Source organism: Sphingomonas sp. Tas61C01 (genome assembly GCF_052567495.1).
This window is the reverse complement of the sequence record NZ_CP199583.1, coordinates 2,753,450-2,778,914: the sequence shown is the minus strand read 5'-3', so window position 1 is coordinate 2,778,914 and position 25,465 is coordinate 2,753,450. Positions and strand designations below refer to the sequence as shown.

Here is a 25,465-nt window from a genome sequence, read left to right as displayed (position 1 = left end):
CCACGACCACAAGCAAATCATTGCGGCACCACGTGCCGCTTCTCGGGGGACTAACATGACCACCACCTATGACGATGGCGACATCGACACCAATCCGACACTCAACCCACACCTCGGCGACCTGATCGAAGTACGCTATTCGCGAAGGCAGACGCTGATGGGCGGACTGTCGGCAGCAACCGCCGCGGTATTCGGTGGGATGCTGCTTGCCGGATGCGGCAGCGACGACGACGGCGTCAACCCGGTCACCGTCACCGCAACCGCCGGCGGCAGTTCCGCCGCCGGTCGCGTTGCAACGCTTACTGGCAGCGCTATCGGCCAAGTCGATAGCGTCACCTGGACCCAGACCGCAGGACCGACCGTCGAGCTGGCAGGCGCGATGACCTCGGCCGCGACCTTCGTCGTGCCTGGTGCGGCGACGGGCACGATCCTCACCTTCGCCTTTACGGCGACGTCGGCAGGTAAGACGACCGCGGCAACCGCCAGCGTGACGGTCGGCGCCGCCGCGCTCGGCTTTACCGCGGTGACCAAGAGCCTTGCCGACGCGGTGGCGGTGCCAGCGGGCTACTCGGTGACGGTGCTCTACCGGCTAGGCGATCCGATCGCGGCTGGCGTCGCCGCCTACGCCAATGACGGCACCGATGTGAACTTCGCGCGACGTGCGGGCGACCACCATGACGGGATGTCCTATTTCGGTCTATCCGCGGCAGGCGCGCCTGATCCGAACGGCAACACGCGCGGGCTGCTGGTGCTAAACCACGAGAACATCACCCAAGCGTATCTGCACCCCGCCGGGCCCACAACGGCAGGCGGCGCACGCCCGGAGGCCGAAGCGCTGAAGGAGATGGAGTGCCACGGCGTTTCGGTCATCGAAGCGACGAAGGCCACAGCGTGGAGCTACGTTCCCGCGTCGTCATTCAACCGCCGGATCACGCCGCTCACGCCGATGAGCTTCAGCGGGCCCGTTCGCGGCGACGCGATCCTGCGAACCGCCTATTCGACCGATGCAACCGCAGGCCGCGGCACGATCAACAACTGCGCCAACGGCACGATGCCGTGGCACACCTACCTTACCAACGAGGAGAATTGGGCGGGGTATTTTCGGCGTGATACCGGTGACGCGGCCGTGCGCAGCGCGAGCGGCGCCGTAGGCGCCAAGGCCAACGCCTCGCTCACGCGTTACGGCATTCCGGAGAACCGCCCTGGCAACTATGGCTGGTCGACCGTCACCACGGCGGACGCGGCAAGCACTCTTTACCGCCGGTGGAACATCACTGCGGGCGCGGCCAGCCAAGCAGACGGCAGCGGCGACTTTCGCAACGAGGCATTTCAGTTCGGCTGGGTGGTCGAGATCGACCCCTTCGATCCCGCCTCCACTCCGCGCAAGCGGACCGCGCTCGGCAGGATGAACCACGAGGGTTGTCAGATTGGGCGGACGATCGCCGGGGTCCGTCCCGCCTTCTACATGGGCGACGACGCGCAGAACGAATATATCTACAAGTTCGTGTCAGCGACGCCTTGGGCCGCGGCCGACGCGACGGCAGCCAATCGTCTGGCGATTGGCGACAAGTATCTCGACACCGGCACGCTCTACGTCGCGCGCTTCAACGCCGACGGCTCGGGGGAATGGCTGGCGCTGGTATTCGGTGAGGGTCCGCTTACTGCGGCAAACGCCGCCTATCCCTTCGGCAGTCAGGCCGATGTGCTAACCAATGCCCGGCTTGCTGCCGACGCGCTTGGTGCTACCCGAATGGACCGACCGGAATGGACGGCGGTCAACCCCGCTACTGGCGAGATGTATTGCACGCTGACGAACAATTCGTCGCGCACGCCCACGACGACCAACGCATCGAACCCGCGCGCCTATACCGATCCCAAGAAGCCGCAGGGCGATCTGGTCAACGCCGATCCGCCAACGACTGCACAAGCGACCCGCGGCAACGCCAACGGCCATGTGATCCGTTTGCGCGAGACGGGCGACACTTCCGAAGCGCTAGGCTTCGCGTGGGACGTGTATGCGTTCGGCTCAGGCAGCGATCTCGATGCGACCAACATCAACCTTTCAGGGCTCGACGCGACCAACGACTTCTCGTCGCCGGACGGACTGTGGTTCGGCCTCCCGAGCAACGCGTCTGGTACGGTGTCCCCGGTGATGTGGATCGAAACCGACGACGGCGCCTATACCGACGTCACCAATTGCATGCTGCTCGCCTGCATTCCAGGTAGTGTCGGCGACGGCAGCACGCGGGTGGTCAACAATACGCTCACCACCGCCGCCAACGTCACTACGACGAGCACCGTAACGACCCGCATCGGCAAGTCGCCGGGCGCGACGCTCCGCCGCTTCCTGGTAGGGCCGAAAGAGTGTGAGATCACTGGCATCCACTCGACACCGGATGGCCGGTCGCTGTTCGTCAACGTCCAGCATCCTGGCGAGAATGGCGGTCCAGCGAACATCACCAGCAGCTGGCCCGCCAACCAGGCCGGCGCCGTCGCCGCGCCTTCACGCCCACGATCGGCGACGATCGTGATCACGAAGGACGATGGAGGCGTGGTCGGTCTTTGATCCAAGTCGCGGAAGGGGCCGCCCGCGCTGTCGGACGGCCCTGAGCACGATCGCAACGCGTACCGACGTCATTTGCGCGTTGCTGCTCAGCGTGCTGACATCACATCAATTTTTAATGCCATTGAGATCCAATCGCCCACACCTTGGTAGGGGCGTATGCCGTGGTGCAACCACGCGGGAGACGTGACGATATGCCGACCCTTCTCGGCCAAGACCGCTCGTTAGCCTGCGGCTGCCCGCCGCTTGGCAGCGTTGACGGCAAGTCGCCCAGTAGGGCCGCTGCCGGTTCGCCCCACCTCAGGGTATTAGTATCGGAGTGTCGGCCGCCGATGATGTCGCTCTCATCACGACTGGAGATGAAGGCAAAACATTGCGGTCGCCTGACTGCAGGAGCCGCTTCGCGATGTCGGCGCGCTCGTCGACCTGCGATCGCTCGGCCGCGCATCGACTCAGTCTCTGTAATGAAGTCTCACCTCTCGTTCCTGCAAACCGGGCCATTCTCCACGAAGACAAGCGGCAATCAACGATCCGAGAACTGATGCCGAAAGGTCTTCAGACGATGGTTCGCGATCAGTCTTCACTCGGCCTGTCAGCTTGCAGGTTCGAGTGCTGCAAGCCGTGCTTCTAACTTCTTCTTGAATGCCTCGCTCGGAAGTAGCGTCCAAACGGAGCCGAGCACCTTAACCGCGTTGACCGAGGTGGCAGGGCTCAACGAGCGCAGCGCAGCTGGCGACTGTGTCCGATAAGAGACTCGCACGTAGGTCGCGCCCGTCGTGCGGTTCCTCACCTTCTCGAACAGCAGGCCGCCGCCCGGCGGGACGTCGTTGATCGCGTAGCCGGCAGCAGCGAGATTGACCTGCAACGTCGCCGCAAGCGCGGTCACGTTGGTGTCGTGCCCCATGAACACGCGAAATGCCGGCCCTGATCCATCCAGCGCCTGCAACACTGCGCGTCCCATTGCTGCGCTCTGATGCGCCGCCATGTAGGCTGGACGCGTCAAGACGGCGAACAGAGCGGCATGAAGAGCACCCAGTCGCTTCAGGTCCGCCGGGCTTGCTCGCCCCCAGCCAACGTCACGAGACGGCATGCCCTCCAACTGCTCGAGAAGCAGGACCTGCGCGATACCCGAAGCGATCCGTATCGGGCCACTCAGGACGATCTCGCGTCCGTCGACGGCGGGAGTGACACTTGCCGCCTGCATGGGGAGGCATTCTGTCCCCGGGGCACCGCAGCCGAGAATTCTGTCGAGTAAGGTGAGTGCGGACCGATAACGCGCGGCAAGCCTCTCCATGCCGCCCGTCTCGGCGTTGATGGACAAGATCGCTGCGCGGGCGTCGAACCGAGTGGCTCGGGCGCGGAGGGGCTCGAAGAGCGGATCGGCCGTTCCCAAGGCTTGGTGCTCGATCGGAATGGCGCAGCCGGGCGCAAACCCTCGGGCGTAGGCCTCGCCGCTCGCGATACTGCGATCCGAACTGTTGCTCCTGATGCTGAGCGCGAGGGATTGGCAGCTAGCGGCGACGTGCAGACCGCGCGCTCCCAGCAACTGGCGGTCTTCGGCGGCCACAAGTTCCAGCGCACGGGCACCGTGCGGCGTGATCCGACTTTCGGCAACAGGCCAACGGGGCCATGCTGCGGCGGTTCTGGTTCCCGTCGGCACCTCGCCCTCCAGCGGCGCCCGGATGCCGTGGCGCATCACCAGAACCGCCCGCTCCACGACGTACACGGACGGCGCTGGCGCGGCGGCGCCTACCAGCAGCCAAACCCCGACCGCCGCTATCCGGCAGATCGCCGCGCTCATGGTTCGAGCCGGCAACCCGAAGCGACCCGCGCCGGGCTGCAACGCGCCATCGCGCCGCTGGGCAACGTGACGGTAAATTGAAGGTGAAGCGGATCGGGTGCTCCGGGATAATAGTCGCTGCTAACCGCCTGCGCGCCGCTGGTCATCGCGGCGCGGGCCTTCGATAGATCGTGGCCTCGCGCCTCTGAGGTGTTGGCATCGGTGCGAGTGCGCACGATGAAACCCTCGCGCACCCAGCGCCCGATGCGATCCCGTCGATGAGCGGATCCTGGACAATCTGAACAGCCGACTCTGCCTGATCGTCGGGGTACCAGCCGAACATAGCCCGTCCCGCAAGGGAGGGGTGACCCAAGCGATAGGTATCCGACACCGCCGGGCGCACGTCCAAGACGATGTAGATCCGTCCCCTGGTCGTTTGCAGTGTCGGCCAGCCCCGCCCGCGAACAGCGTCACGCAACGTTCTGGCGCTTCCTCGAACTTCGTCGGGCGTGATCAGTCGGCGACCTGGCAGCACAGAGCGGATCTCGGCATCCAGGGCATCAAGCAGGCCGGTGTTATCGAGCGGCAGCGGGTCGCTGATCCCCACTCGACCGGAGGGCGTGTCGGCGGCGTTGATCGTGACCATCATCGGCAGATGTTTCGGATGCGCGCGGGACCAACGATCGATCTCCCGCAGGCAGCGAACCAGCGTCACGCACGTGCTGAGGTAATCCACATCGGGTATGTGGAACACCTTGAAGCCCGGCTTCAGCATTGCATTGCGGTCGAACCCGGTGGCCTGGCCCGCGGCGCGGGCGAGGACCTCGCCCTTGGGATCGGCGTAGCGGCCGCCTTGTGGATCGGCGAAGATGTCGATCTCGAGTTGTCGGACGCCGCGATCAAGCTGCTGCTGCAGCGGCAGATGATAGTAGTCGAGCCCATCGGCGAGCTTCGGCTCGGTGGCACGGATCTTGGCCATGACCGCCGCAGGGATTTCGGCCTTGAAGCTGTTGTGCGATCCGACGACCTGGATGTCGTTCATGGCCTTGGGCGGTGGAGCGCCATCGGACAACAGTGCGGCACCGAGAAGGATGGCGCCGAGCATCAGAACTGTGCCCGCACGCCGAAGAGTATGGTGCGGCCGTAGTTGTTGATCTCGCCGAACTGCAGCTCCTTCTCGTTGAAGCTATAGCTGTTGGCATTGGCAATGTTGATCGCCTCGACGCTGAAGAGCAGCTGATCGGTGGCGCGAACGGACAGGTTGCCATCCAGCGATCCGAACGCCGCGACCGTGGTGGTCGCTTGAGTCGTGCTGCCAATACCCGCGAGATACTTGTCGCGCCAGGTGTACGACAGCCGCGCCGACAGCGGCCCCTGGTCATAGAATCCCACGACGTTGAAGCTGTTTTTTGAAAGGCCGATCAGCTGGTCCTTGATCGGCCGCGCTCCCGCCGTGTAGTTCGCCTGAACCGAGGTGTGCGTGTAGGACGCCTGGAAGCCTAGTCCGTCAAGAGGCGCCGGTAGAAACGTGAATACCTGGTTATAGGCTGCTTCCGCACCGTAAACCTTGGCGCTGCCACCGTTGACCTGAGTGCTCAGCAGCACGGTGCCGCGACCCGGAATTTCCACGTTGATGTTCTGAGCTGTGATGTAATCGTCCATCGCCTTGTAGAAAAGCGCCCCGGTAAGCGAGCCTGCGCGATTGAAATACCATTCCAGCGAGCCGTCGAACTGCGTAGCGAGAAACGGCTTCAGCGCGGGATTGCCACCGCTCGCGGTTGGCTGGTCGGTCGAGACACTGATCTGTGGTGCACTCTGCGTCACGTTTGGACGGGTCAGGACGCGGCTTGCCGCCAAGCGGGCGACCAGATCGTGCGTCAATTCGGCGCGAAGATTGAAGCTCGGCAACCAATCATTGAACGTCTGTGGGAAGCGCGCCGGTGTCGCCACGTTGCCGGTCGTCAGCGTGCCGCTCGCGACCTGATCGGTATGCACATAGCGTACACCCAAATTCCCAGTCACGGCTACGCTGCCAAGCGGGAAGGCATAATCGGCGCGCGCGTAGCCGCCCGCTGTTTTCTCAGTCACCACGTAGGAGGCGCGAAGGTCGCCCGCCGTCAGCGGCGCGTTGGCAATCGCGGTAGTGAACAACTTACTGTAGAACACGTCGGTAATAGGCACGATCCACGTCCTGGGGTAATTGCCCCCCACTCCCGACAGGAAGTTGTCATAGGGGAGCTGCTCGAAACCGTCGGGGGCAAAGCTGTTCAGGGTGGTGTTCGCCGCGGGATTGACGGTGAAGTCGCGGCGTCGATAATCGCGCTTGCGAGAATGATACTCGCCGCCGGCACTCAATTTCGTGATGAAGCCGTCCATTTCATGATCGATGTCGAGCCGGACATAGCGGTCCCAATCCCTGCTGTTCTTGGGTGCGATGTTGAACGGGTAGAGCGTATAGTTGGCCGGGTTGAGCACGTTCACAGGCGTGGAGATGGTCGGCGCCACCTTGTAGCCGCCCGACGTGTCATAGGTGAGGGGCGCAAAGAACTGGATGCGGCTGCGCACCGTGCCTTCGGCGTAGCTTGGATGAAAGCTATGGGCATATGACCAGTTCGCATTGGCGACGACATGCCAGCCTTCCGGGTTCCACGCCTGCTTTAGACCGATGGTGATCAGGTCGTGCCTGTTGAGGCTGTATTCGCGCGTGCCCATGAAACGCACGTCGTTGATCGTCGCCGCGACCACCGTGCTGCCGTCGAGCTTGACCGAACCGGGCACCAGTACCGGCCTGTGTCCGGCGACACTGCTGTCGTCGGGATAGATGTCGAGGCCATACTCGTCATAGGCGACGTCCAGCCGGGTCGCGAGCACGTCCAGCGTCGTCTCCAGTTCAGGACTGGGCTTCCACTGTGCCGAGATTAAACCCGAAAGGCGCTTGCGGTCCTCCGTCTCCACCGTCGGCCTGGTGCGCCCCGGCGTGTAGAAGCCGGCGCCGAGCACCGAACTGAACTTATCCAAATACCATCCGGTGTTGTAAGCCCGGTCGTTGCGCACCGACTTGCCCCAGTACTGCGCCGCAGCGAGGATGCCGAATGTTCCGTCTTGGTTCTTGGCGCTGGTCAGCACCGTGGCGTTCGGCTTCACCTTCTCCGCCAACGTCGTGTAGGTGCCGCGCAGGTTGAGCGTGGTCTTGTCACCCACCTCGAGCGGGCGGAAGGTATGGACATCGATATTGCCGCCGAGAGCGCCCTCGGTCATGTCGGCCGTCGGTGTCTTGACCACGTCGATCTGCGACACGAATTCAGCGGGTAGCATCTCGAAGCGGAACTGCCGACCATTCGCCCCGCCGTTTTCGATCAGGTCGTTGATCGCCACCGGGCGGCCGTTGAGCAAGGTGCTCTGGAACTGCGGACCGAGTCCACGCACGCTGACATACAGTCCCTCTCCTCGCGGACGGGTTATGGCGACGCCGGGCACCAGCTGCAGCGCCTCCGCCACGTTCTGCGCCGGGAATTTGCCGATATCGGTGGCGTTGATCGCGTCTACGCCGAACCCCGCCTGCCGCTTGGTCTCGGTAGCTGCGGCGAGGCTCTGCGCGTAAGTGCCGGTGATGACGATATCGTCTCCGGCCTGGCTGACCGTCTCAGGGCTCTGCTCCGCAGCAGTAGAGGCGCTGGCATCAATCCTCATGTCGCCTGCCGACGGAGCGGAAGTGGTCTGCGCGTCCGCGACCTGCGTCGCGCCGAAGGCCGAGAGGGCAAGCGGCAAGGTCGCGCAAAGCAGGCGTGAGACGTTGGTCATGTCGTGTGTTCCCCCGCAGGCTTTCGAGCCTGATCGAGTGGCGTGTAGGTGCGGGATGTTGCGGTTTGGCGGCGCTTTGGTTGCTGCGATGTGACCGTTTTGTGCGAGATGTGTCACGTTCTAATCGCCGCAGATGGGCAGAGCTACACTGGCAGCTCTAAATCAGTCCTGGTGCGAGTGGATGGCCATCTCGCGGCCAAGCAGAAATGATCGCCGACTGAAACGCGAGTAGTCTTCAAGGTGCAACAACCCGTAGGCAAGAAGACCATCGCCTCGGACAAGGCTTGTATCAGACTCCCACGAGCAACTTGCCCGAGCCGCCACGCGCGGCTCGGGCTTTTTATACTAAAGCTTTAACCCGATGTGACCCGCGTTGACTCAGGTGCGGTTTGAATACGCCGACCGGCAGATTACTGAAGGGCGAACGTCCCACGGGGCTCGCCCATGTCCGGCCCGCGCGCATCGATGGACGCTGAAATGCCGCCCCCAAGGGCTCAACCGCCATGGCTCTCCGCCTGCGAGGATTATGTCGGGACCAAGTTCGATCAGCCGTAGTATCGAACTTGTTCCCTGATCACGAAATCATATTACAGGTGAGATTGAGCTCGCAGTGTGAGGCAAGACTTCCGGCAATCTAACGTTTTGTATCGTCGCGACTTGGCTGTGATGGCAGGTCTTCAAAAACGCCGCCGAATTGTGCCGAATACCTGTCGCGGCGCGCCGGCCTGTAGCGTGTTGTTGAGCGAGCTGGCGTTGTTGAAGAACTGCCCGGATCCGAGGGCGGCGATGTACCGCTCATCGGTCAGATTGACCGCGTTCACCTGGATCTCGACCCCCGCCAACGCGCTGTTCGTCGGGAAGCGATAGCCGATCGCGGCATCGAACAGGGTGTACCCCTTCACCGTCACGTCGCCGGTGAAGGTAACGTTGCGCCGCGAGGTATAGGCACCGGCAACGTTGCCGAAGAAGCTGCCGTCGTCGTAGTTGACCTCTCCCTTCGCCAGATGCGCCGGCGTGTCGACGGTGCGGACGCCCTTGGTCGGCACGAAGGCGGTGCCGTTGACGGTGTCGTCGTCATAGGTGCTGTCGTTGTACGAATAGGACGCGATCACCGCCAGTGGCCGGCTGACCTGGTAGGTCGCGCCGATCTCGACCCCGCGGCTGGTGACGCTGCCGACATTCTGGAGGATGCTCGGATTGCCGAGGATGTTGGCACCGCTGAACGCCGCGAGCAGACGGTTCTCGAACTTGACGTCGTACGCCGCGATCACGCCGCGGACCGAGCCGAGATCGAATCGCCAGCCGCCCTCGACGGTGCGCGAGGTTTCGGGCTTCAGCGTGTTGCGGATCGCCTCGAACCCGACTTGGGTGGTGCCGAACGGACCGCGGAACGAGCTGATATAGGCGCGCATGTTCTCGGCGTAGTTGGCGAACAGTTCTTGGCGGCCGATCCTGTAGGTCGCGCCGATCTGGGGTTGGAACCAGTCCTTGGCCGCGATCCGGCCGTTGATGAACGGCGTGCCGAAGGTCGTGACGATACCGTTGGCGACGCGGGTGCCCTTGAAGCCGCCGGCGATCGTCAGCGCGTCGAACACCGTCCAGCTGTCGCTGACGAAATACTGGTTCGTCACCGTCGTCAGGTCGGTCAGGAAGTCGCTCCTAAACGGGTTTTCGAGAAAATCGGTGACGTCGGGCCGGTTGGTGAGGCTCGCGGCGTAATAGTTGCGATCGGTGCTGGCGCGGTTGTCCTCGTGCCAATAGCCGATCTGAATCGTGTGATCGCCGAGCGTAGCGGTGGCGCGCGCAATGCCGCCGTCGCGCTTGATGCCATATTCCGTGGTCCGCACCGACAGCGGAAAGCCATCCGGCGAGAAGACTGCGGGCGTGTAGATGCCACCGCTGCCCTTATCGTAATGGTGATAATAGGTCGCGGTGACGTCGAGCCATGTGGTCACCGGCGCATCCAGCGTCAGCGCGCCGAGCCAGTCGCGACGCACGCCGCCGCTGTCGTAGTAGGTGTCGTTGACGTTGGTGTAGGGCGACGGAAATGCCACGCCCGCGGTCGGGAAGGGCAGCGCCCGCTTAGCGGCGGCGGCGGCCTGATTCGCGCTCACCTGCGACAAGAGGATCGCGGTCGCATAGTCGGGGCGGAGGAAATCGAGATCGGAGCCGATCCGCTTCAGCGTCGCCGGCGAAAGGTCGGCATAGTTGCGCTCCTTATGGAGCGAATAGTTCAACCAGCCGGTCAGCGTCGCCGCACCCAAACGCTGAACGATCTTGCCGTTGACCTTGGTGTCGGACTGGTTGCCGAAACCCTTCCACTTGCTCGCGTCGTGGATCACGCCCGACAGCGACAGCAGCGTGCCGGTCGGCAGTTCGCCGCTGTCGAGCCGACCAAAGAGATGCACCGTGTCGTACATGCCGTAGGTCAGCGCCACTTCGCCGCCCATCGTCTGCGACGGCGCGCGCGAGACGAATTCGAGATTGCCGCCGAGGTTGCTGGTCGATGCGATCCCGAGCGAGCCGGCACCCTGCGACACATCGACGCGCGCGATATTCTCCGCCGCAACCGCGCGGCTGATGTGGAGGCCGTTGTGGTTGTTGTAGAACATATCGCCGAGCGGCACGCCGTCCAGCGTGTACCCCATCTGGCTCTGGTTGAAGCCGCGTACCGACAACCGGGTGCCGAGTTCGTAGCTGCCGAACGGGTCGGAGCTCTGCAACGCGACACCGGGCAACCGCTCCACCGCCTTCAGTGGCGAACTTCCCGGGGGGAGGATCTCAATCGCCTTCTGAGTGACGGTCTGTTCCTGGCGGACCTTGCCGGCGCCGTAAACGACGATGTCGTCCTGCGCGGCCGGTGCAGTGTCCGCCGCGGTATCGGCGACCGCGACGGTCTGCGCCGCGGCAGGACGCGCGATAAACAGGAGCGAACTCGCGGTGGCGAGCATAAGCGTCTTCGGTGTCAATGGAGTTCCCGCTTTTGGAGGTAGGAAGGGATCGTTCGGCGACCTCTGCTGCCCGCCGCGTATCGCCGGTCCGCGACGATCGCATGACGTTCGCGGGAAACTTTTGTGACGAAACGGCGCTCTCGTCACGAACCGGTCATCGGCAGAGGTTAGCGCTCGGCGATGGCAGGTAACGACCTCCTCTGGCACCGTCGTGCGGTCCTTGCCGCCATGGCCTCGCTTGCCGCGACGCCCGCGATCGCATGGGATGCGGGTGCCCGCGCGATCGCCGATCCTTTCGCGTTGGGGGTAGCAAGCGGCGATCCCGATCCCGACGGCTTCGTCTTGTGGACACGGCTCGTCGGCGGGGTGCTGGAGCCGCTGGACGCGAAGGCGGTCGAAGTACGCTACGAAGTCGCCGCCGATCCCGCGTTCCACCGCATCGTCCGCGCGGGTCACGGCCTAGCTCATCCCGAACGCGCGCATGCGGTACATGTCGAGGTCGCCGGGCTGTCGGCCGGGCGGCCCTATTGGTATCGATTTCACGCCCTCGACGCGACCAGCCCGGTCGGTCGTGCCGCCACCGTGCCGCGCATTGCCGACCGGCTGCGGCTCGCGGTCACCTCGTGCCAGCATTGGGAGCAGGCGCAGTTCGGCGTCTACCGCGACATCGTCCGCGCCGAGCCCGACCTGATCCTGCAACTCGGCGACTATATCTACGAGCAGAGCTATCCCGATCTGCCAAAGGTCCGTGCGTTCGGCGCTCCGGAGCCCGTCGATCTGGACAGCTATCGACGCCGGCACGCGCTCTACAAGACCGACCGCGAGCTACAGGCGGCGCACCGGGCGTGCCCGTGGATCGTCACTTGGGACGATCACGAGGTGCTCAACGACTATGCCGGGCTCGCCAACCGCGAGGGGCTTCCGCCGGCCATCTTCGCGCCGCGCAGGGCTGCGGCCTACCAGGCCTATTTCGAGCATATGCCGATCCGTCCGAGCCTTTGGCGCGGCCGGCGCGAGCCACGCCTGTATCGCGCGATCGACTGGGCGAACCTCGCCTCGCTGTCGGTGCTCGACACCCGCCAGTATCGCAGCGCGCCGCCCTGCGCGTCGCCGAACGTCGCGCGCAACGTGCGCCTGACCAATTGCACTGACGCCATCGATCCTTCGCGAACGATCATGGGCCGGGCACAGGAGCGATGGCTGGCCGATCGCCTGGGGCGCGAGCATCGGCCTTGGACGCTGATCGCCCAGCAGGTGTTCTTCGCGCCGCTCTGGCTCGATGGCGGTCGCCGGACCACCTTCAGCGACCAATGGGACGGCTATGCCGCCAATCGCGCCCGGCTGCTCGCCGAGATGAGCAGGCCGACGGTGCGCGACGCGATCGTGCTCAGCGGCGACGTCCATTCGTTCTGGGTCAACGACCTCGGCGCTGCCGGCGTCCGGGTCGGCAGCGAGATCGTCACGACCGCGCTCGCCGCGGCATCGCCGCCGATCGGCCGCTTCGGCGACATCGCCCGCAACAATCCGCAGGTGCGGTTCCACGACACGGTACATGCCGGCTGGGTGAAGCTGGATCTGCAGCACCACGCGATGCGAGCGGAACTACGGATCATCGAAGACCGCTCCGACGTCGCGAGCCGCTTCCAAACCGTGGCTACGGTTGCGGCACGTTCGGGGGATCGGCGCATCGAATTCGCTTAGGCCCTCAACATCGTGCAAGATGACGGCCAACCGCCTCCCCTTATGCCATCTAATGGGCGGTCGCTTCGACCGCCGGACATACCGTTGGTACCTGTCACGGGGTTCAAAGACGTCGCGTCAATCCTGTTCGCTCGGAGATCGCTGAAGGCGCACCACGACTCGCTTGGTTAGCAACTTGGTGATCGTCGCGCATCGCGAAGCCAAATATACTAGCGATTGCAGTCCTTAGCAGGGTTGACTGGCGGAGCGGGAGGGATTCGAACCCTCGATACGCTTTTGGCGTATACTCACTTTCCAGGCGAGCGCCTTCGACCACTCGGCCACCGCTCCGCATTCCCTGGAAGCGGGGCGACTAGCGTGTCGGGCGGGTGGCCGCAAGCAATTGCGCGTGGCGCCGGCGTCGGGCAGGTTGCGGGGATGACCACCCTCGCCCTTGCTCTTGTGCTCGCCCAGGCTGTCGCGCCCGCCGCTGCGCCGCTGCCGTCCGATCCGATCGAAGCCGATTGGCGCGCGATCCCCGACGACGAATTGATGGTGATCACGCTCGGCACCGGCAAGCAGGTCGTGATCCGGCTGGCCGCCGCGTACGCGCCCGCGCATATCGGCAATGTCCGTGCGCTGGCGCGGGCGCGGTGGTGGGACGGGACCAGCGTCTACCGGGTGCAGGAGAATTGGGTCACGCAATGGGGCGACGAGAGCGAGAAGAAACCGCTGCCCACCGGCATCACCGATGCTCCCGCCGCCGAGTTCGAGATCGCTGCCTTCGCACCCGCGGTGCGGATGGCGCGTGCGGACGGCTATTCCACCGCGTCCGGGATCACCGCGGAGGGCTGGCCGGTCGCGAGCGACGGCAAGGCGGCGTGGCTGACGCACTGCTACGGCATGGTCGGGGTCGCGCGCGATGCGCTGCCGAGCACCGGGAGCGGGTCCGAACTCTTCACGCCCATCGGGCAATCGGCGCGGCGGCTCGACCGCAACTATACGGTCGTCGGGCGGATCGTGGAGGGCATGCAGTATCTGTCCGCACTGCCGCGCAGCGATGCCGCCATGGGCATGTATGCGACCGTCGCCGAGCGCGTGCCGATCGTGTCGGTACGGCTCGCGAGCGATCTCGTGCCCGCCGAGCGGCCCCATTTCCAATATCGCGCCGCAGACAATGCGCGCTTCGCCGCCGCGGTGCGCCGCCGCGAGCAGGCGGAGGCGCCGACGGTGCCGACCGGCGCCGCGGTGTGCGACGTCTTGCCGGCGGTGCGACGCCGGCCCTAGGCTAGCGGCCGACCCACTCGGCGACCTCGACCGCGACGCGGTTGGCGGCGTCGTTGAGCGCGGTCGCGGCGGCGGGTGCGTCGATCGCGGAGACCGGCACCCGCGCCTCGAAGCGGCGCTTCTCCACGGTCGCCGCGTCGCCGCGGATCAGCGAGGCGTCGTAGGTCACCACCGCCTCGCGCGCGGTGCCGTCGATGCCGAAGTTGCGCAGTTCGCCGCCCAGCCGCGCGCCTGGGTCGCTGAGCGACTGCGCCGGCGACAGCACGACCCGGCCCGACCGGGTCGTGACCGTGTCCGACAAGAGCCGCGCGAACAACCGCGCGGGCGGTTCGGCCCAGAGTGCGTCCTTCACATAGGCGATCTCGGTCGGCCCCGATTGCACCGGCACGCGCGCGCTGGCGAGCGACTGCGGCACCGCGGGGACCGCGATGGTGATCGACTTGGCACTGGCCGAGCTCTGCGCCTGCCCCACCGGGATCGCCGCAGTCGCGGTCAGCGTCAGCAGCGCTTCGGGCGGCTTCGCGCCGAAGCTGATGCACGCCGCGAGCGGCAGCGTCGCCGCCAGGATGATGAGCGGTGTCTTCATCGTCACTTGCCCTTGTAGTCCGGGAGTTTCTGCTGACCGATCAGCGAGCCCGCGCCCCCCTGATCGACCTTCTCGGCGACCGACGACAGCGCCTGCGACATCACGCGAAGGTCGCGGACGAGCTGGCCCACCTCGGGGATGGTCTGCTTGCTGAACGCCTGGAGCCCCGGCCGCGCATCGGCGATCGCGGCGTTGAGCGATTCAGCGCTCTGCTGCGCCGAACCGATCGCCTTGTTGAGATTGGCCATCGCCGGCCGCACATCGTCCGCGAGGACGCCGTTGGTGGTCGCGGCGAGCTGGCCGATCTGCTGCGCGGCGTCGCCCGCCTGCTGGATCGCGACGCGGGTCTGCGCGAGCGTCGCCGCGATCTCCGGCCCGCGATCGGCGAGCGCGTCCGACAGACGGTTGGTGTTTTCGAGGATACCCGCGATCGACGCCTGGTTGCGATCGGAGAGCAGCCCGGTCAGCCGCTCGGTCAGCGTCGACAGCCGCTCGAGCAGCTGCGGCGCCGAATTGAGAATCGCACCGAGGCCGCCCTGCTTGGTCGGGATCACCGGCACGCCGTAGGGACACTGGCTGAGCGGGTTGGTCTCCGGGCAGCCGATCGCCGCGGCGCCCTTACGCGCGCCATCGAGCGAGACCTGGCTGACCCCGGTGAAGCCGACCCCCGAGATCGACGCGGTAGTGCCCTGCAACACCGGCGTGTCGTCGTTGACGTTGATGCGGACGCGGACGAACTGCGGGTCGTTCCGCCACAGCGCGATCTCCTTCACCTGCCCCGACGGCACGCCGGAAAAGGTGACCGCGGATCCCTTGGCGAGACCGTCGACCGATTGCTTGAAGAAGATGTCATACTCCTTCTCGGACGCACCGCCGAGGCGGGCGATCCACACCGTGAACACCGCGAGCAGGGTGAGCAGGATCAGCACGACGGCGCCGACGAGGACGTGGTTCGATCGGGTTTCCATCAGTTGGCCTCAATCCTTCGCGGCGGTTCCTGCCCCGATGCGTGATGTTCCTGGGTGGCGACCGCGGCACGCCCGCGCGGGCCCTTGAAATACTCCTCGATCCACGGATGGTCGAGCGCCAGCAGCTCGTCGATCGTGCCGACCGCGATCACCTTCTTGTCGGCGAGCACCGCGACGCGATCGCAGATTGCATAGAGCGAATCGAGATCGTGGGTGATCAGGAACACCGTCAGCCCCAGCGTCTTCTGGAGCGAGCGGGTGAGATCGTCGAACGCGGCGGCGCCGATCGGGTCGAGCCCCGCGGTCGGTTCGTCGAGGAACAGCAGCTCGGGATCGAGCGCCAGCGCACGCGCCAGCCCGGCACGCTTGCGCATGCCGCCGGACAGCTCGGCCGGAAATTTGGGCCCTGCATCGGCGGGCAGGCCGGTCATCACCACCTTGTAGGCCGCAATCTCGTCGAGCAGCGCCTGGTCGAGCTCGGGATAGAATTCGCGCAGCGGCACCTCGACATTCTCGGCGACGCTCAGCGTCGAGAACAGCGCGCCGCCCTGGAACAACACGCCCCAGCGCTTGCGGATGTCGACCGCGTCGGTTTCCTCGCGGCCGATCGTCTCCTCGCCGAACACCTCGATGGTACCCGCATCGGGGGTCTGGAGGCCGATGATCGAACGCATCAGCACCGATTTGCCGGTGCCCGATCCGCCGACCACGCCGAGGATCTCGCCGCGGCGCACGTCGAGATCGAGTCCCTCGTGGATCACCGCCTCGCCGAAGCTGTTTCGCAGTCCCTTCACCGAGATGACGAAATCGTCGGCGGCCTGATCGTCATCCGGGGCACGATCGACCGCCATCAGTTCCACCCCAACCAGGTGAAGAACACCGCGAAGAACGCATCGAGCACGATCACCAGGAAGATCGCCTGCACCACCGCGGAGGTCGTCCGCAGCCCGACCTGTTCGGCGTCGGCCTCGACCTGCAGGCCCTGGAAGCACCCCGCCACCGCGATGATCGCGCCGAACACCGGCGCCTTGATCAGCCCGATATAGAGATCGGTGATCGGCACCACCTCGCGGATCCGCTGGATATAGGTGATCGGCGGGATGCCCAGCGTCACCCACAGCAGCAGCCCGCCGCCGAGCAGCGCGATCATCGACGCATAGAAGCCGAGCAGCGGCATCATCACGATCGCCGCGATCGTACGCGGCAGCACCAGCGCCTCCATCGGCGACACGCCGATCGTGCGCATCGCGTCGATTTCCTCGGTCAGCTTCATCGTGCCGAGCTGTGCCGCGAACGCCGATCCCGATCGCCCCGCGACCATGATCGCGGTCATCAGCACGCCCATCTCGCGCAGCGTCAGCCGCCCGACCAGGTTGATCGTGAACACCTCCGCGCCGAACTGGCGGAGCTGCACCGCGCCCTGCTGCGCGATCACCATGCCGATCAGGAAGCTCATCAGCCCGACGATGCCGAGCGCCGAGACGCCGACCACCTCGAACCGCTGGATTACCGCATTGTAGCGGAAGCGATGCGGATGGCGGATGACGTTGACGAACGCGATCACGGTCGCGCCCATGAAGCCGAGCAGGCCGTAGAGCGTGCGCATCGACAGCGCGGTCGCGGCGCCGATCTCGCCGAGCACGCGTTCGAGCGCGCGAACCTTGCGCGGGCGGGTCGCGACCGGCTGATCGGCGGCGACGACCTGGCGCATCAGGTGTGCGCCGTCCTCGTCCAGCCCCTCGACCGGGGCGTCGTGGCGGACCGCCAGGCGGTGGACCAGCCACGCGCCGACGGTGTCGATGCGATCGACGCTGCTGAGATCGATGCGGGCGACGTCGCCCGACACCCGGTCGAGCCGATCCGGCAAGGTGCCGAGCCGCGACAACGACAGATTGCCGGTGAAGCGGAGCGTGCCGCCGTCCTGCTCGAAATCGGCCATGCCATTCATCGAAGGCTTCTTTGGTCGAAACCGCGCCCCGCGGCAAGGCGATAGCCGTACGAGGTGAAATGAAACGCTGGGTTACGATCAGCGCAGCATGGCATCCCCTTCACCCGTTCGTGCCCAGTAGAGATCGAGTAGGCTCGAAGAGCCGTATCGAGAGCTCGTATCGAGGTACAGGTTGCGCGTAACAACCTGTCCTTCGATACGCTATCTCGATACGCCCCTGCGGGGCTACTCGACAGCTACTCGGGACGAACGGGATGGATTGGACGGATGCTCTAACCTGTGAACTCAGACGCTAACGTCGATCGCGTGGATCACCAGCCCGACCAGCCCGCCGACGATGGTGCCGTTGATGCGGATATATTGCAGGTCGCGGCCGACTGCGTTTTCCAGCCGGCGGGTGATCGTGTCGGCGTCCCAGCCGCGCACGGTTTCTGACACCAGCCGAACGATGCCGTCGCCATAATCGGCAGCGGTGCCGACCACCGCGCGGCGCACGAAGCGGTTGATCGTCCGTGCCAGCCGATCGTCGTCGACCAGCGTCTGGCCGATCTGGCGCAGCACGTCGCCGAGCTTGCCCGCCATCGCCGCCTCCGGATCGCGCGCGACCTTCAGCAGCGCCGCGCGTGCCTGTTCCCACAGCCCGTCGAGCCAGCGCTGCATCGCCGGGTTCTCGATCAATTCGAGCTTCAGCGCATCGACCCGAGCATGGGTGCGCTGGTCGTATTGCAGCTCCCAGGCGAGCCGATCGAGGCCCTCCTCCGCCTTCATCCGCAGCGGGTGTTCCGGGTTGGCGGCCATGTCCGCGAGCAGCTTGTCGAGCCCGGCGATCAGCTTGTCCGCGAGCGTCTCGTCGAGCCCGGTCCAGCGCAGCACCGATCCGGCGCGTTCGTGGACGATCGCGCGGACGAGATGATCGTTGCTCGCCAGCGCGCCGGCCGCCCAGCCGATCCCGGCGTCGAGCAGCGGCTTGTGGCGGTTCTCCGCCATCGCCGCCTTCATCAGCTGGCCGAGCACCGGCGCAACCTGGGTCTCGCGCAACCGTGCGCCGATCCCCGCCTTCACCATCCCGCCGAGCCGCGCCGGGTCCAGCCCCTCCAGCACCTGCGCGACGAGCTTAGACGCACCTTGGCGGAACCGCCCACCCGCGCCCTCCGGCGGATCGGTCAGCCAGCGCGCGATCGCGCCCGCCACGTCCAGCCGCCGCATCCGCCGCGCGATCACCGTCGGCACCAGGAAATTGTCGCGCAGGAACTGCGCCAGCGTGTCGCCGATGCGGTCCTTGTTGCGCGGCACGATCGCGGTGTGCGGGATGGGCAGGCCGAGCGGGTGGCGAAACAGCGCAGTGACTGCGAACCAGTCGGCCAATCCGCCGACCATCGCCGCTTCGCTGAACGCCTGCACGAAGCCCCAGCCCGGGTGGGTCGCGATCATCGTGCGGCTGACGAAGAAGATCCCCGCCATCAACACCAGCAGCGCGGTCGCGACCATCCGCATCCGGATCAGCCCCGGTGGCGTCACGTCCTGCGCGGAACGGTGGAGGGGGATCGCGGTCATCGCCGGGACAATCCCCGAACGCCGCGATAGTTCAAGGTCGCCGCCGCGGTGCCCGGGCACACGGGTGCCCGTGCGGCGGGCCTCGCCGGATCATTCGGCAGGCTGGGTGCCTTCGTCGCCGTCGGCATAGCCGAGCCGGGTCGCGACCGGTCCTAGCTGCGGCTTGGTCGGCCCGGCGATGCCGATGACCTCGCTGCCGTCGTCGCCTGGACGATAGGTGAGCAGGCGCCGGCCGAGCCGCGGCCCGACCCAACGCTCGACACCCACCGCCAGGCTGAAGGTGGCGGGCACGATCAACAGCGTCAGTACGGTCGACAGGATCAGCCCGCCGATCACGACGATGCCCATTGGCGCGCGCCACGATCCGTCGCCGCCGAGCGACATCGCGGTCGGCACCATCCCTGCGACCATCGCGACCGTGGTCATCACGATCGGCTGCGCGCGCTTGTGCCCGGCATCGATGATCGCGGTGACGACGTCGACGCCCTTGGCCATCTCCTCCAGCGCGAAGTCGATCAGCAGGATCGAGTTCTTGGCGACGATGCCGAGCAGCATCAGCAACCCGATGAACACCGGCATGGAGATCGGGTTGCCGGTCGCCCACAGCGCGATCAGCCCGCCGAGCGGCGCGAGCAGCAGCGACCCCATGTTGACGAACGGCGGCAACGCGCGGCGGTAGAGCAGCACCAGCACCGCGAAGACCAGGAAGGTGCCCGCGATCACCGCCATGATGAAGTTGTTGACCATCTCCGCCTGCCACTTGGCCTGGCCGAGCGTCAGCTTGTTCACCCCCATCGGCAGGTTCTTCATCGTCGGCAGTGCGTCGATCTGCTTCTGCGCGACGCCCGAGACGATGCCGGGGGCGAGATCGGCGCCGATCGACAGCTGGCGCTGCTGATTGACGCGGTCGATCTTGGTCGGCCCGGAGCCGAGGCCGATCTCGGCGACGAGGCTCAGTGGCACCGAGCCGCCATTGGAGGTCGATACCGGCAGGTTCTGGATCGTCGACAGCTGCGACCGCGCGCCCTGATCGAGCGCGACGCGGATCGGGATCTGGCGGTCGCTGAGCGAGAAGCGCGCGCTGTTCTGGTCGATGTCGCCCAGGGTCGCGATCCGGATCGCGCTGGATAGCGCCTGCGTCGTGACACCCAGATTGGCGGCGAGATCGAGCCGCGGCTTGATCACGATTTCGGGTCGCTGGAGATTGCCCGCGATCCGCGGCGCGACCAGCGTCGACAGGGTGCCCATCTCCGCGACGATCTTCTCTGCGGTCGCCTGCAGCAGCTTCGGATCGTCGCCGCCGAGCGTCACCGTCATGTCGCGGCTGCTGCCGCCCCACCCGTTCTGCGATCGGAACGACACCCGCGCATCCGCGAAGTCGGCGAGCTTGGGCGCCAGGCTGCGTTCGAAATCGGTGCTGGTGATCTTGCGGCCGTCCTTCAGCGTCGCGGTGACCCGCCCGCTGTTGACCGCGCCGTTCTGCCCGGTGCGCGCATAGACCGATTCGACGTCGGGCTGCGCGCGCAGCAGCGCGGCGACGCGGGTGACGACCACGTCGGTCTGCTGCAGCGTCGTACCCGGCACCATTTCGATCATCGCGGTCGAGGTGTCGTTGTCCTGCTGCGGCTGGAACTGCATCGGCAGCACCCCGAACATCACGATCGTCAGCAGGAACGCGAATGCGCCGAGCCCCATCACCCACATGCGGTGATCGCGGAACCGCGCGAAGAACCGCTTGGCCCGGCCACCGCTGGCGCGCGCGGCGCGCGCCATCCGGGTATCGAGCGTCCAGTGCAGCGTCGCCACATAGGCGTCCATGATCCGGCCCTCACCATGGCTGGCGACGCCGAACGACTTCAGGAAATAGGCCGCCAGCATCGGCGTGATCAGGCGCGCGACCGCGAGGCTCATCAGCACCGACGCGACCACGGTCAGGCCGAAATTCTTGAAGAACTGGCCCGACACGCCGGGCATCAGCCCGACCGGCAGGAACACCGCGACGATCGCCATCGTCGTCGCCAGCACCGCCAGGCCGATCTCGTCGGCGGCGTCGATCGATGCCTGATAGGCGGATTTGCCCATCCGCATGTGCCGGACGATGTTCTCGATTTCGACGATCGCGTCGTCGACCAGCACGCCCGCGACCAGGCTCAGCGCGAGCAGCGTCATCTGGTTCAGGTTGAAGCCGAGCAGGTCCATGAACCAGAAGGCAGGGATCGCCGACAGCGGGATCGCCAGTGCCGAGATCACCGTCGCACGCCAGTCGCGCAGGAACAGGAACACGACGATGACCGCGAGCACCGCGCCCTCGAGCATCGCGTGCATCGCGCTCTCATACTGCATCTCGGTGTATTTGACGCTGTTCTGGCGCAGCACGAAGCGGACGCCGGGATTGCGCTTCTCGAGGTCGGCGAGCTGCTTGACCGCGTCGTTGAACACGGTGACGTCGGACGCGCCCTTCGCGCGCTGGAAATCGAACGAGATCGCCTGGCGCCCGTCGACCGCGGCACGGCTGCGCTGTTCGGCGTAGAGATCGCGGACCTGCGCGATATCGGCGAGGCGCACGGTGCGCCCGCCACCGACGTTGATCTGGGTCTGGCCGAGCTCCAGCGCGTCCTTGGCGTTGCCGAGCACGCGGACCGACTGTTCGGAACCTGCGATCTCGGCGCGGCCGCCGGCGGCGTTGAGGTTGACCTGGCGCAGCTGCTGGTTGACCTGGCTCGCGGTCAGCCCCTGGCTCTGCAGCTTCAGCGGATCGAGGATGATGCGGATCTCGCGGCTGACGCCACCGTTGCGCTGCACCGCGGCCATGCCGGGCACCGACAGCAGCGCCTTCGCGACATTGTTGTCGATGTACCAGCTGAGCTGTTCGACGGTCATGTCGTCGGCGACCGCCGAATAGCTGGCGAGGTCCTGGTCGGTGGTATTGGCGCGGAACACCTGCGGTTCGAGGATCCCCTCGGGCAGGTCGCTGCGGATCTGCGAGATCGCGTCGCGGACATCGGTGACCGCGCGGTCGATCGGGGTGCCGATCGCGAGCTGGACGACGGTCTGCGACTGGCCTTCGGTGATCGTCGAGCTGATCTCGTCGATGCCTTGCAGCGATCGTACCGCCGCCTCGACCCGCTGCGTCACCTGGGTCTCGAGTTCGGTGGGGGCCGCGCCCGGCTGATTGATCACGACGATCGCGACCGGGAAGTCGATGTCCGGGTCGTTGTTCACGTCCATCCGCATGAACGACACGATCCCGGCCAGCGTCAGTGCGACGAACAGCACGAGCGGCGGCACCGGATTGCGGATCGCCCAGGCCGAGATGTTGCGGAAGTTCATCGGATCAGCTCGCCTTCTTCACGATCGGCTTCACCTTCTGGCCCGGGGCCAGGAACCCGCCCGCCGACTGGACGACTCGCTCGGTGCCGTCGAGCCCGCCCAGCACGACCACGCCGGCATCGGACACCTGGCCGATCCGAATGTCGCGCCGCGCGACCTTGTCGTCGGCACCGATGATATACACGAAATTGCCCTTGTCGTCGCTCTGCAACGCCGAATCGGGAAGCAGCGGCGCGACGCTGGCGCCGGCAACGATCGTCGCCGCCGCGAACCCGCCCGGCCGCAGCGCCGGATCGTATTTCAGCGCGATCCGCGCCACGCCCTGGCGGCTCTGCGCGTCGATCACCGGCGAAACCTGCCACACCTCGCCGGGGAAGCTCTGGGTGGTGCCGACCGGGGTGACGCTGGCGCGCGCGCCGGCGCGGAGCCCCGCGAGATCGGCCTCGGCGAGCGCGGCGCGCAGCTCGATCTGCCCGTCCGCGGCCATCCGGAACAAAACGCCCGATCCTGCCCCGACGATCTGCCCGGGCTCGACGCCGCGGGTCAGCACCAGTCCGGCGGACGGCGCGCGGATGTCCAGGCGGCCGTTGCGCGCCTGCGCCTCGCGCAGCGTCGCCTGCGCCACCTTCACGCGTGCCGCCGCGGCATCGCGGGTCGCCGCCTTGCGCTGCAGATCGGCCTTGGAGATGAAGCCGCGATCGACCAGCGCCTGCGCACGATCGAGTTCGGACTGCGCGATCGACTGATCGGACCGTGCCACCGAGACCTGCGCGCCGAGCGATTCGGCGGTCTGCACCTGCACCGAGCGATCGACGGTGGCGAGAACCTGCCCCGCCGACACCCATTGGCCGGGCTCGACCAGCACGCGGGTGATCATCCCGCCTTCGCCAGCGACGCCGACCGGCAGCTCGCGCCGCGCCGCCAGCGTGCCGGTAGCCGACAGCACGCGATCGACGGTCTTGCGGCCCGGCACGACGACGGTGACGTTGGGCGCCTCGGCGGCGCGCGGCGGCGGCGCGGGCTTGCTCCGCCCGAACATCGACCAGCCGATCGCCGCCGCGACCAGCGCGAGGACCAGGATGATGGCGATGATCTTACCGCGTCCCGACCGGGCCTCGTCCGGCCCCGCAAGGGCGAGCCGTTCTTCCTGGCCGATCTGTCCGGTGTCGTAATTCATGCCACTCTCATCCCCGCAGCGGTACTCGGTCAGCGCCGGTCCAATACTGTGTTACCTGAATAGATCACTGCGCTCAAGCCCCCCGGCAGGCGCATGGTCGCGCCATGCGCGTTTTCGAGGCCAGTCGCAAGCAAACCAGCAATAATGACGCAGTAAATTGCCGTTCAGCTTGCGTTGACGTGGCGCCCGGCAGATCGCACGCAACATCGACCAACCAGGGAGAATGACGATGCGAGCGACCAAGAAGATCAAGATCGGATCGCTGCTTGCGCTGATCGCCTGTCCGGCGAGCCTGTTCGCGCAGACGACGCCGACCGTGGAACCGTTGATCCCTGCCGCGGGCGCGATCCTGGACGTGACCGCGGAGGGCCGCACCACGCGGGTCCCCGATATCGCGACGATCCGCGCCGGCGTGGTCGCGCAAGGAACCACCGCCGCCGCCGCGCTCGGCGACAATGCGGCACGGATGGAGAAGGTGCTGGCCGCGCTCCGCCGCGCCGGCATCGCGCCGCGCGACATCGCGACCGCCAACGTCGCGCTGGCGCCGCAGTATCGCTACGGCGAAAACGTGCCCCCGGTGATCACCGGCTACCAGGCGACCAACGGCGTCACCATCCGCTTCCGCGACGTCGGCAAGGCGGGCAGCATCCTCGACGCGCTGGTCGCTCAAGGCGCCAACCAGATCGATGGCCCCAGTCTTTCGATCGACAAGGCCGACGCCGCGCTCGACGAAGCCCGCACCGACGCGGTCAAGCGCGCCCGTGCACGCGCCGATCTCTACGCGGCCGCGGCAGGGCTGAAGGTCGGCCGGATCGTCTCGATCGCCGAGGCCGGCCAGAACGACGGCGGCGGCGGTGGCCAACCGGTGTTCCGCGCCCGCGCGATGATGGCGGATGCCAAGACCGTGGTCGTCCCGGGCGAGACCGACGTCACCGCGACCTTGTCGGTGCGGTTCCTACTCCAGTAGGTGCCCGCCCGCGCTAACTTTCGTTGTGCTCCCGCGAAGGCGGGGACACGGAGGGCGGGGGTGTCGTTTGCCACCCCCGACAACGAAAAAGGGCCACCCGTTGCCGGGTGGCCCTTCCTGTCCGTCAGTCGGTCGGCGCAGTCCGCTTAGCGGACGCTGCCGCGACGGACGAGGTTGACGATCGCGAGGAGGATGATGGCACCCACCAGCGACACGAGGAACGAGTAGAGCGTCAGCGGCGCGTTGTTGATCGAACCGCCCGAGAAGATCAGGCTGGCGATGAACGCGCCGACGATGCCGACGACGATGTTGAGGAAGATGCCCTGCTGTCCATCGGTCCGCATGATGATGCTGGCGAGCCAGCCGATCACGCCACCGACGATGAGCCACATGATGATACCCATAAATCCCTCCGTTGCACCCGTCCGTCGGGCTGTGGCGGAAAGACTCGCGAACCGGGATAAATGTTCCGCGTCCGTTTTGATCGGGTCCCGTAATGGTTCAATATTTCTGCTGGCGTTCGTACAGCGTCTTGTAGTGCTGGATCCGCGTCACCCGCAGCCCGGGCATCCCCGACCGATCGATCGCGCGCTGCCAGCCGGCGAATTCCTCGACCGTCAGGTTGTACCGCGTGCACACTTCGTCGACCGACAACAGCCCGCCATTGACCGCGGCGACCACTTCCGCCTTGCGACGCACCACCCACCGTGTCGTCGACGGCGGCGGCAGCGTGTCCAGCGTCAACTGCTCGCCGAGCGGGCCGATGACCTTTGCGGGACGGATTTTCTGATTCTCGATCATCGTTAAACCTCGATCGGGGCGGGGGGCCCCCTCTCTGAACTTCGCTTCTGGTAGCAGCGGGGGTTGAAGATC

16 protein-coding genes, 1 tRNA gene and 1 pseudogene are annotated in these 25,465 nt (G+C 66.2%); 4 read left to right on the top strand and 14 right to left on the bottom strand.

The window, feature by feature from the left end; translation table 11 throughout:
* Positions 1-55: 55 nt before the first annotated feature.
* A complete protein-coding gene (locus ACT009_RS13095) occupies positions 56-2,566 on the top strand; it encodes an alkaline phosphatase PhoX (RefSeq protein WP_445191504.1) in 2,511 nt (836 codons plus the stop codon).
* Positions 2,567-3,155: 589 nt separating this feature from the next.
* Here ACT009_RS13095 and ACT009_RS13090 read toward each other — a convergent pair.
* From ACT009_RS13090 to ACT009_RS13075, 4 genes and pseudogenes are all read right to left on the bottom strand, one after another.
* Complete coding sequence (locus ACT009_RS13090; RefSeq protein ID WP_445191503.1) at positions 3,156-4,364, bottom strand: histidine-type phosphatase; 1,209 nt, start codon at positions 4,362-4,364, stop codon at positions 3,156-3,158.
* Positions 4,361-5,385 (bottom strand): annotated as a pseudogene (locus tag ACT009_RS13085) (Ca2+-dependent phosphoinositide-specific phospholipase C). Before ACT009_RS13085 ends, ACT009_RS13090 begins: the two are co-directional and overlap by 4 nt.
* Before the next feature lie 62 nt (positions 5,386-5,447).
* The gene (locus ACT009_RS13080) at positions 5,448-8,144 is read right to left on the bottom strand and encodes a TonB-dependent receptor (protein ID WP_445191502.1); all 2,697 of its coding nucleotides are present in this window, start codon (positions 8,142-8,144) and stop codon (positions 5,448-5,450) included.
* A 677-nt stretch (positions 8,145-8,821) separates the two neighbouring features.
* Positions 8,822-11,095: a TonB-dependent receptor gene (locus ACT009_RS13075; RefSeq protein WP_445191501.1), complete on the bottom strand. Its 2,274-nt coding sequence runs from the start codon at positions 11,093-11,095 to the stop codon at positions 8,822-8,824.
* Positions 11,096-11,275: 180 nt separating this feature from the next.
* Between ACT009_RS13075 and ACT009_RS13070 the strand changes: the two genes are divergently transcribed.
* On the top strand, positions 11,276-12,796 hold the full coding sequence (locus tag ACT009_RS13070; RefSeq protein ID WP_445191500.1) for an alkaline phosphatase D family protein: 1,521 nt from the start codon (positions 11,276-11,278) through the stop codon (positions 12,794-12,796).
* A 239-nt stretch (positions 12,797-13,035) separates the two neighbouring features.
* Here ACT009_RS13070 and ACT009_RS13065 read toward each other — a convergent pair.
* Positions 13,036-13,126 (bottom strand) — tRNA-Ser (locus tag ACT009_RS13065).
* A gap of 87 nt (positions 13,127-13,213) precedes the next feature.
* On the opposite strand from ACT009_RS13065, the gene ACT009_RS13060 reads away from it, so the two are divergent.
* Complete coding sequence (locus tag ACT009_RS13060) at positions 13,214-14,062, top strand: peptidylprolyl isomerase (RefSeq protein ID WP_445191499.1); 849 nt, start codon at positions 13,214-13,216, stop codon at positions 14,060-14,062.
* Position 14,063: 1 nt separating this feature from the next.
* On the opposite strand, the gene ACT009_RS13055 is transcribed toward ACT009_RS13060, so the two are convergent.
* From ACT009_RS13055 to ACT009_RS13025, 7 genes are all read right to left on the bottom strand, one after another.
* A complete protein-coding gene (locus ACT009_RS13055) occupies positions 14,064-14,648 on the bottom strand; it encodes an ABC-type transport auxiliary lipoprotein family protein (protein WP_445191498.1) in 585 nt (194 codons plus the stop codon).
* Between the two features lie 2 nt (positions 14,649-14,650).
* Positions 14,651-15,616 carry an MlaD family protein gene (locus tag ACT009_RS13050; protein ID WP_445191497.1) on the bottom strand — a complete coding sequence of 322 codons (966 nt, stop codon included), beginning with the start codon at positions 15,614-15,616 and terminating at the stop codon, positions 14,651-14,653.
* On the bottom strand, positions 15,616-16,467 hold the full coding sequence (locus ACT009_RS13045; protein WP_445191496.1) for an ABC transporter ATP-binding protein: 852 nt from the start codon (positions 16,465-16,467) through the stop codon (positions 15,616-15,618). The genes ACT009_RS13050 and ACT009_RS13045 overlap by 1 nt, the downstream gene beginning before the upstream one ends.
* Positions 16,467-17,564: an ABC transporter permease gene (locus ACT009_RS13040; protein ID WP_445191495.1), complete on the bottom strand. Its 1,098-nt coding sequence runs from the start codon at positions 17,562-17,564 to the stop codon at positions 16,467-16,469. Before ACT009_RS13040 ends, ACT009_RS13045 begins: the two co-directional genes overlap by 1 nt.
* A gap of 285 nt (positions 17,565-17,849) precedes the next feature.
* On the bottom strand, positions 17,850-19,118 hold the full coding sequence (locus tag ACT009_RS13035) for a DUF445 domain-containing protein (protein WP_445191494.1): 1,269 nt from the start codon (positions 19,116-19,118) through the stop codon (positions 17,850-17,852).
* 90 nt (positions 19,119-19,208) lie between these two features.
* Positions 19,209-22,448 (bottom strand): efflux RND transporter permease subunit, encoded by a 3,240-nt coding sequence (locus ACT009_RS13030; protein ID WP_445191493.1) that lies wholly within the window; start codon positions 22,446-22,448, stop codon positions 19,209-19,211.
* 4 nt (positions 22,449-22,452) lie between these two features.
* The gene (locus tag ACT009_RS13025; RefSeq protein WP_445191492.1) at positions 22,453-23,625 is read right to left on the bottom strand and encodes an efflux RND transporter periplasmic adaptor subunit; all 1,173 of its coding nucleotides are present in this window, start codon (positions 23,623-23,625) and stop codon (positions 22,453-22,455) included.
* 223 nt (positions 23,626-23,848) lie between these two features.
* On the opposite strand from ACT009_RS13025, the gene ACT009_RS13020 reads away from it, so the two are divergent.
* Complete coding sequence (locus ACT009_RS13020; RefSeq protein ID WP_445191491.1) at positions 23,849-24,592, top strand: SIMPL domain-containing protein; 744 nt, start codon at positions 23,849-23,851, stop codon at positions 24,590-24,592.
* A gap of 146 nt (positions 24,593-24,738) precedes the next feature.
* Here the strand turns inward: ACT009_RS13020 and ACT009_RS13015 are convergent, their stop codons facing one another.
* Positions 24,739-24,996: a GlsB/YeaQ/YmgE family stress response membrane protein gene (locus ACT009_RS13015; RefSeq protein ID WP_445191490.1), complete on the bottom strand. Its 258-nt coding sequence runs from the start codon at positions 24,994-24,996 to the stop codon at positions 24,739-24,741.
* 97 nt (positions 24,997-25,093) lie between these two features.
* The gene (gene sciP, locus ACT009_RS13010) at positions 25,094-25,393 is read right to left on the bottom strand and encodes a CtrA inhibitor SciP (RefSeq protein ID WP_375422249.1); all 300 of its coding nucleotides are present in this window, start codon (positions 25,391-25,393) and stop codon (positions 25,094-25,096) included.
* Positions 25,394-25,465: the final 72 nt, after the last annotated feature.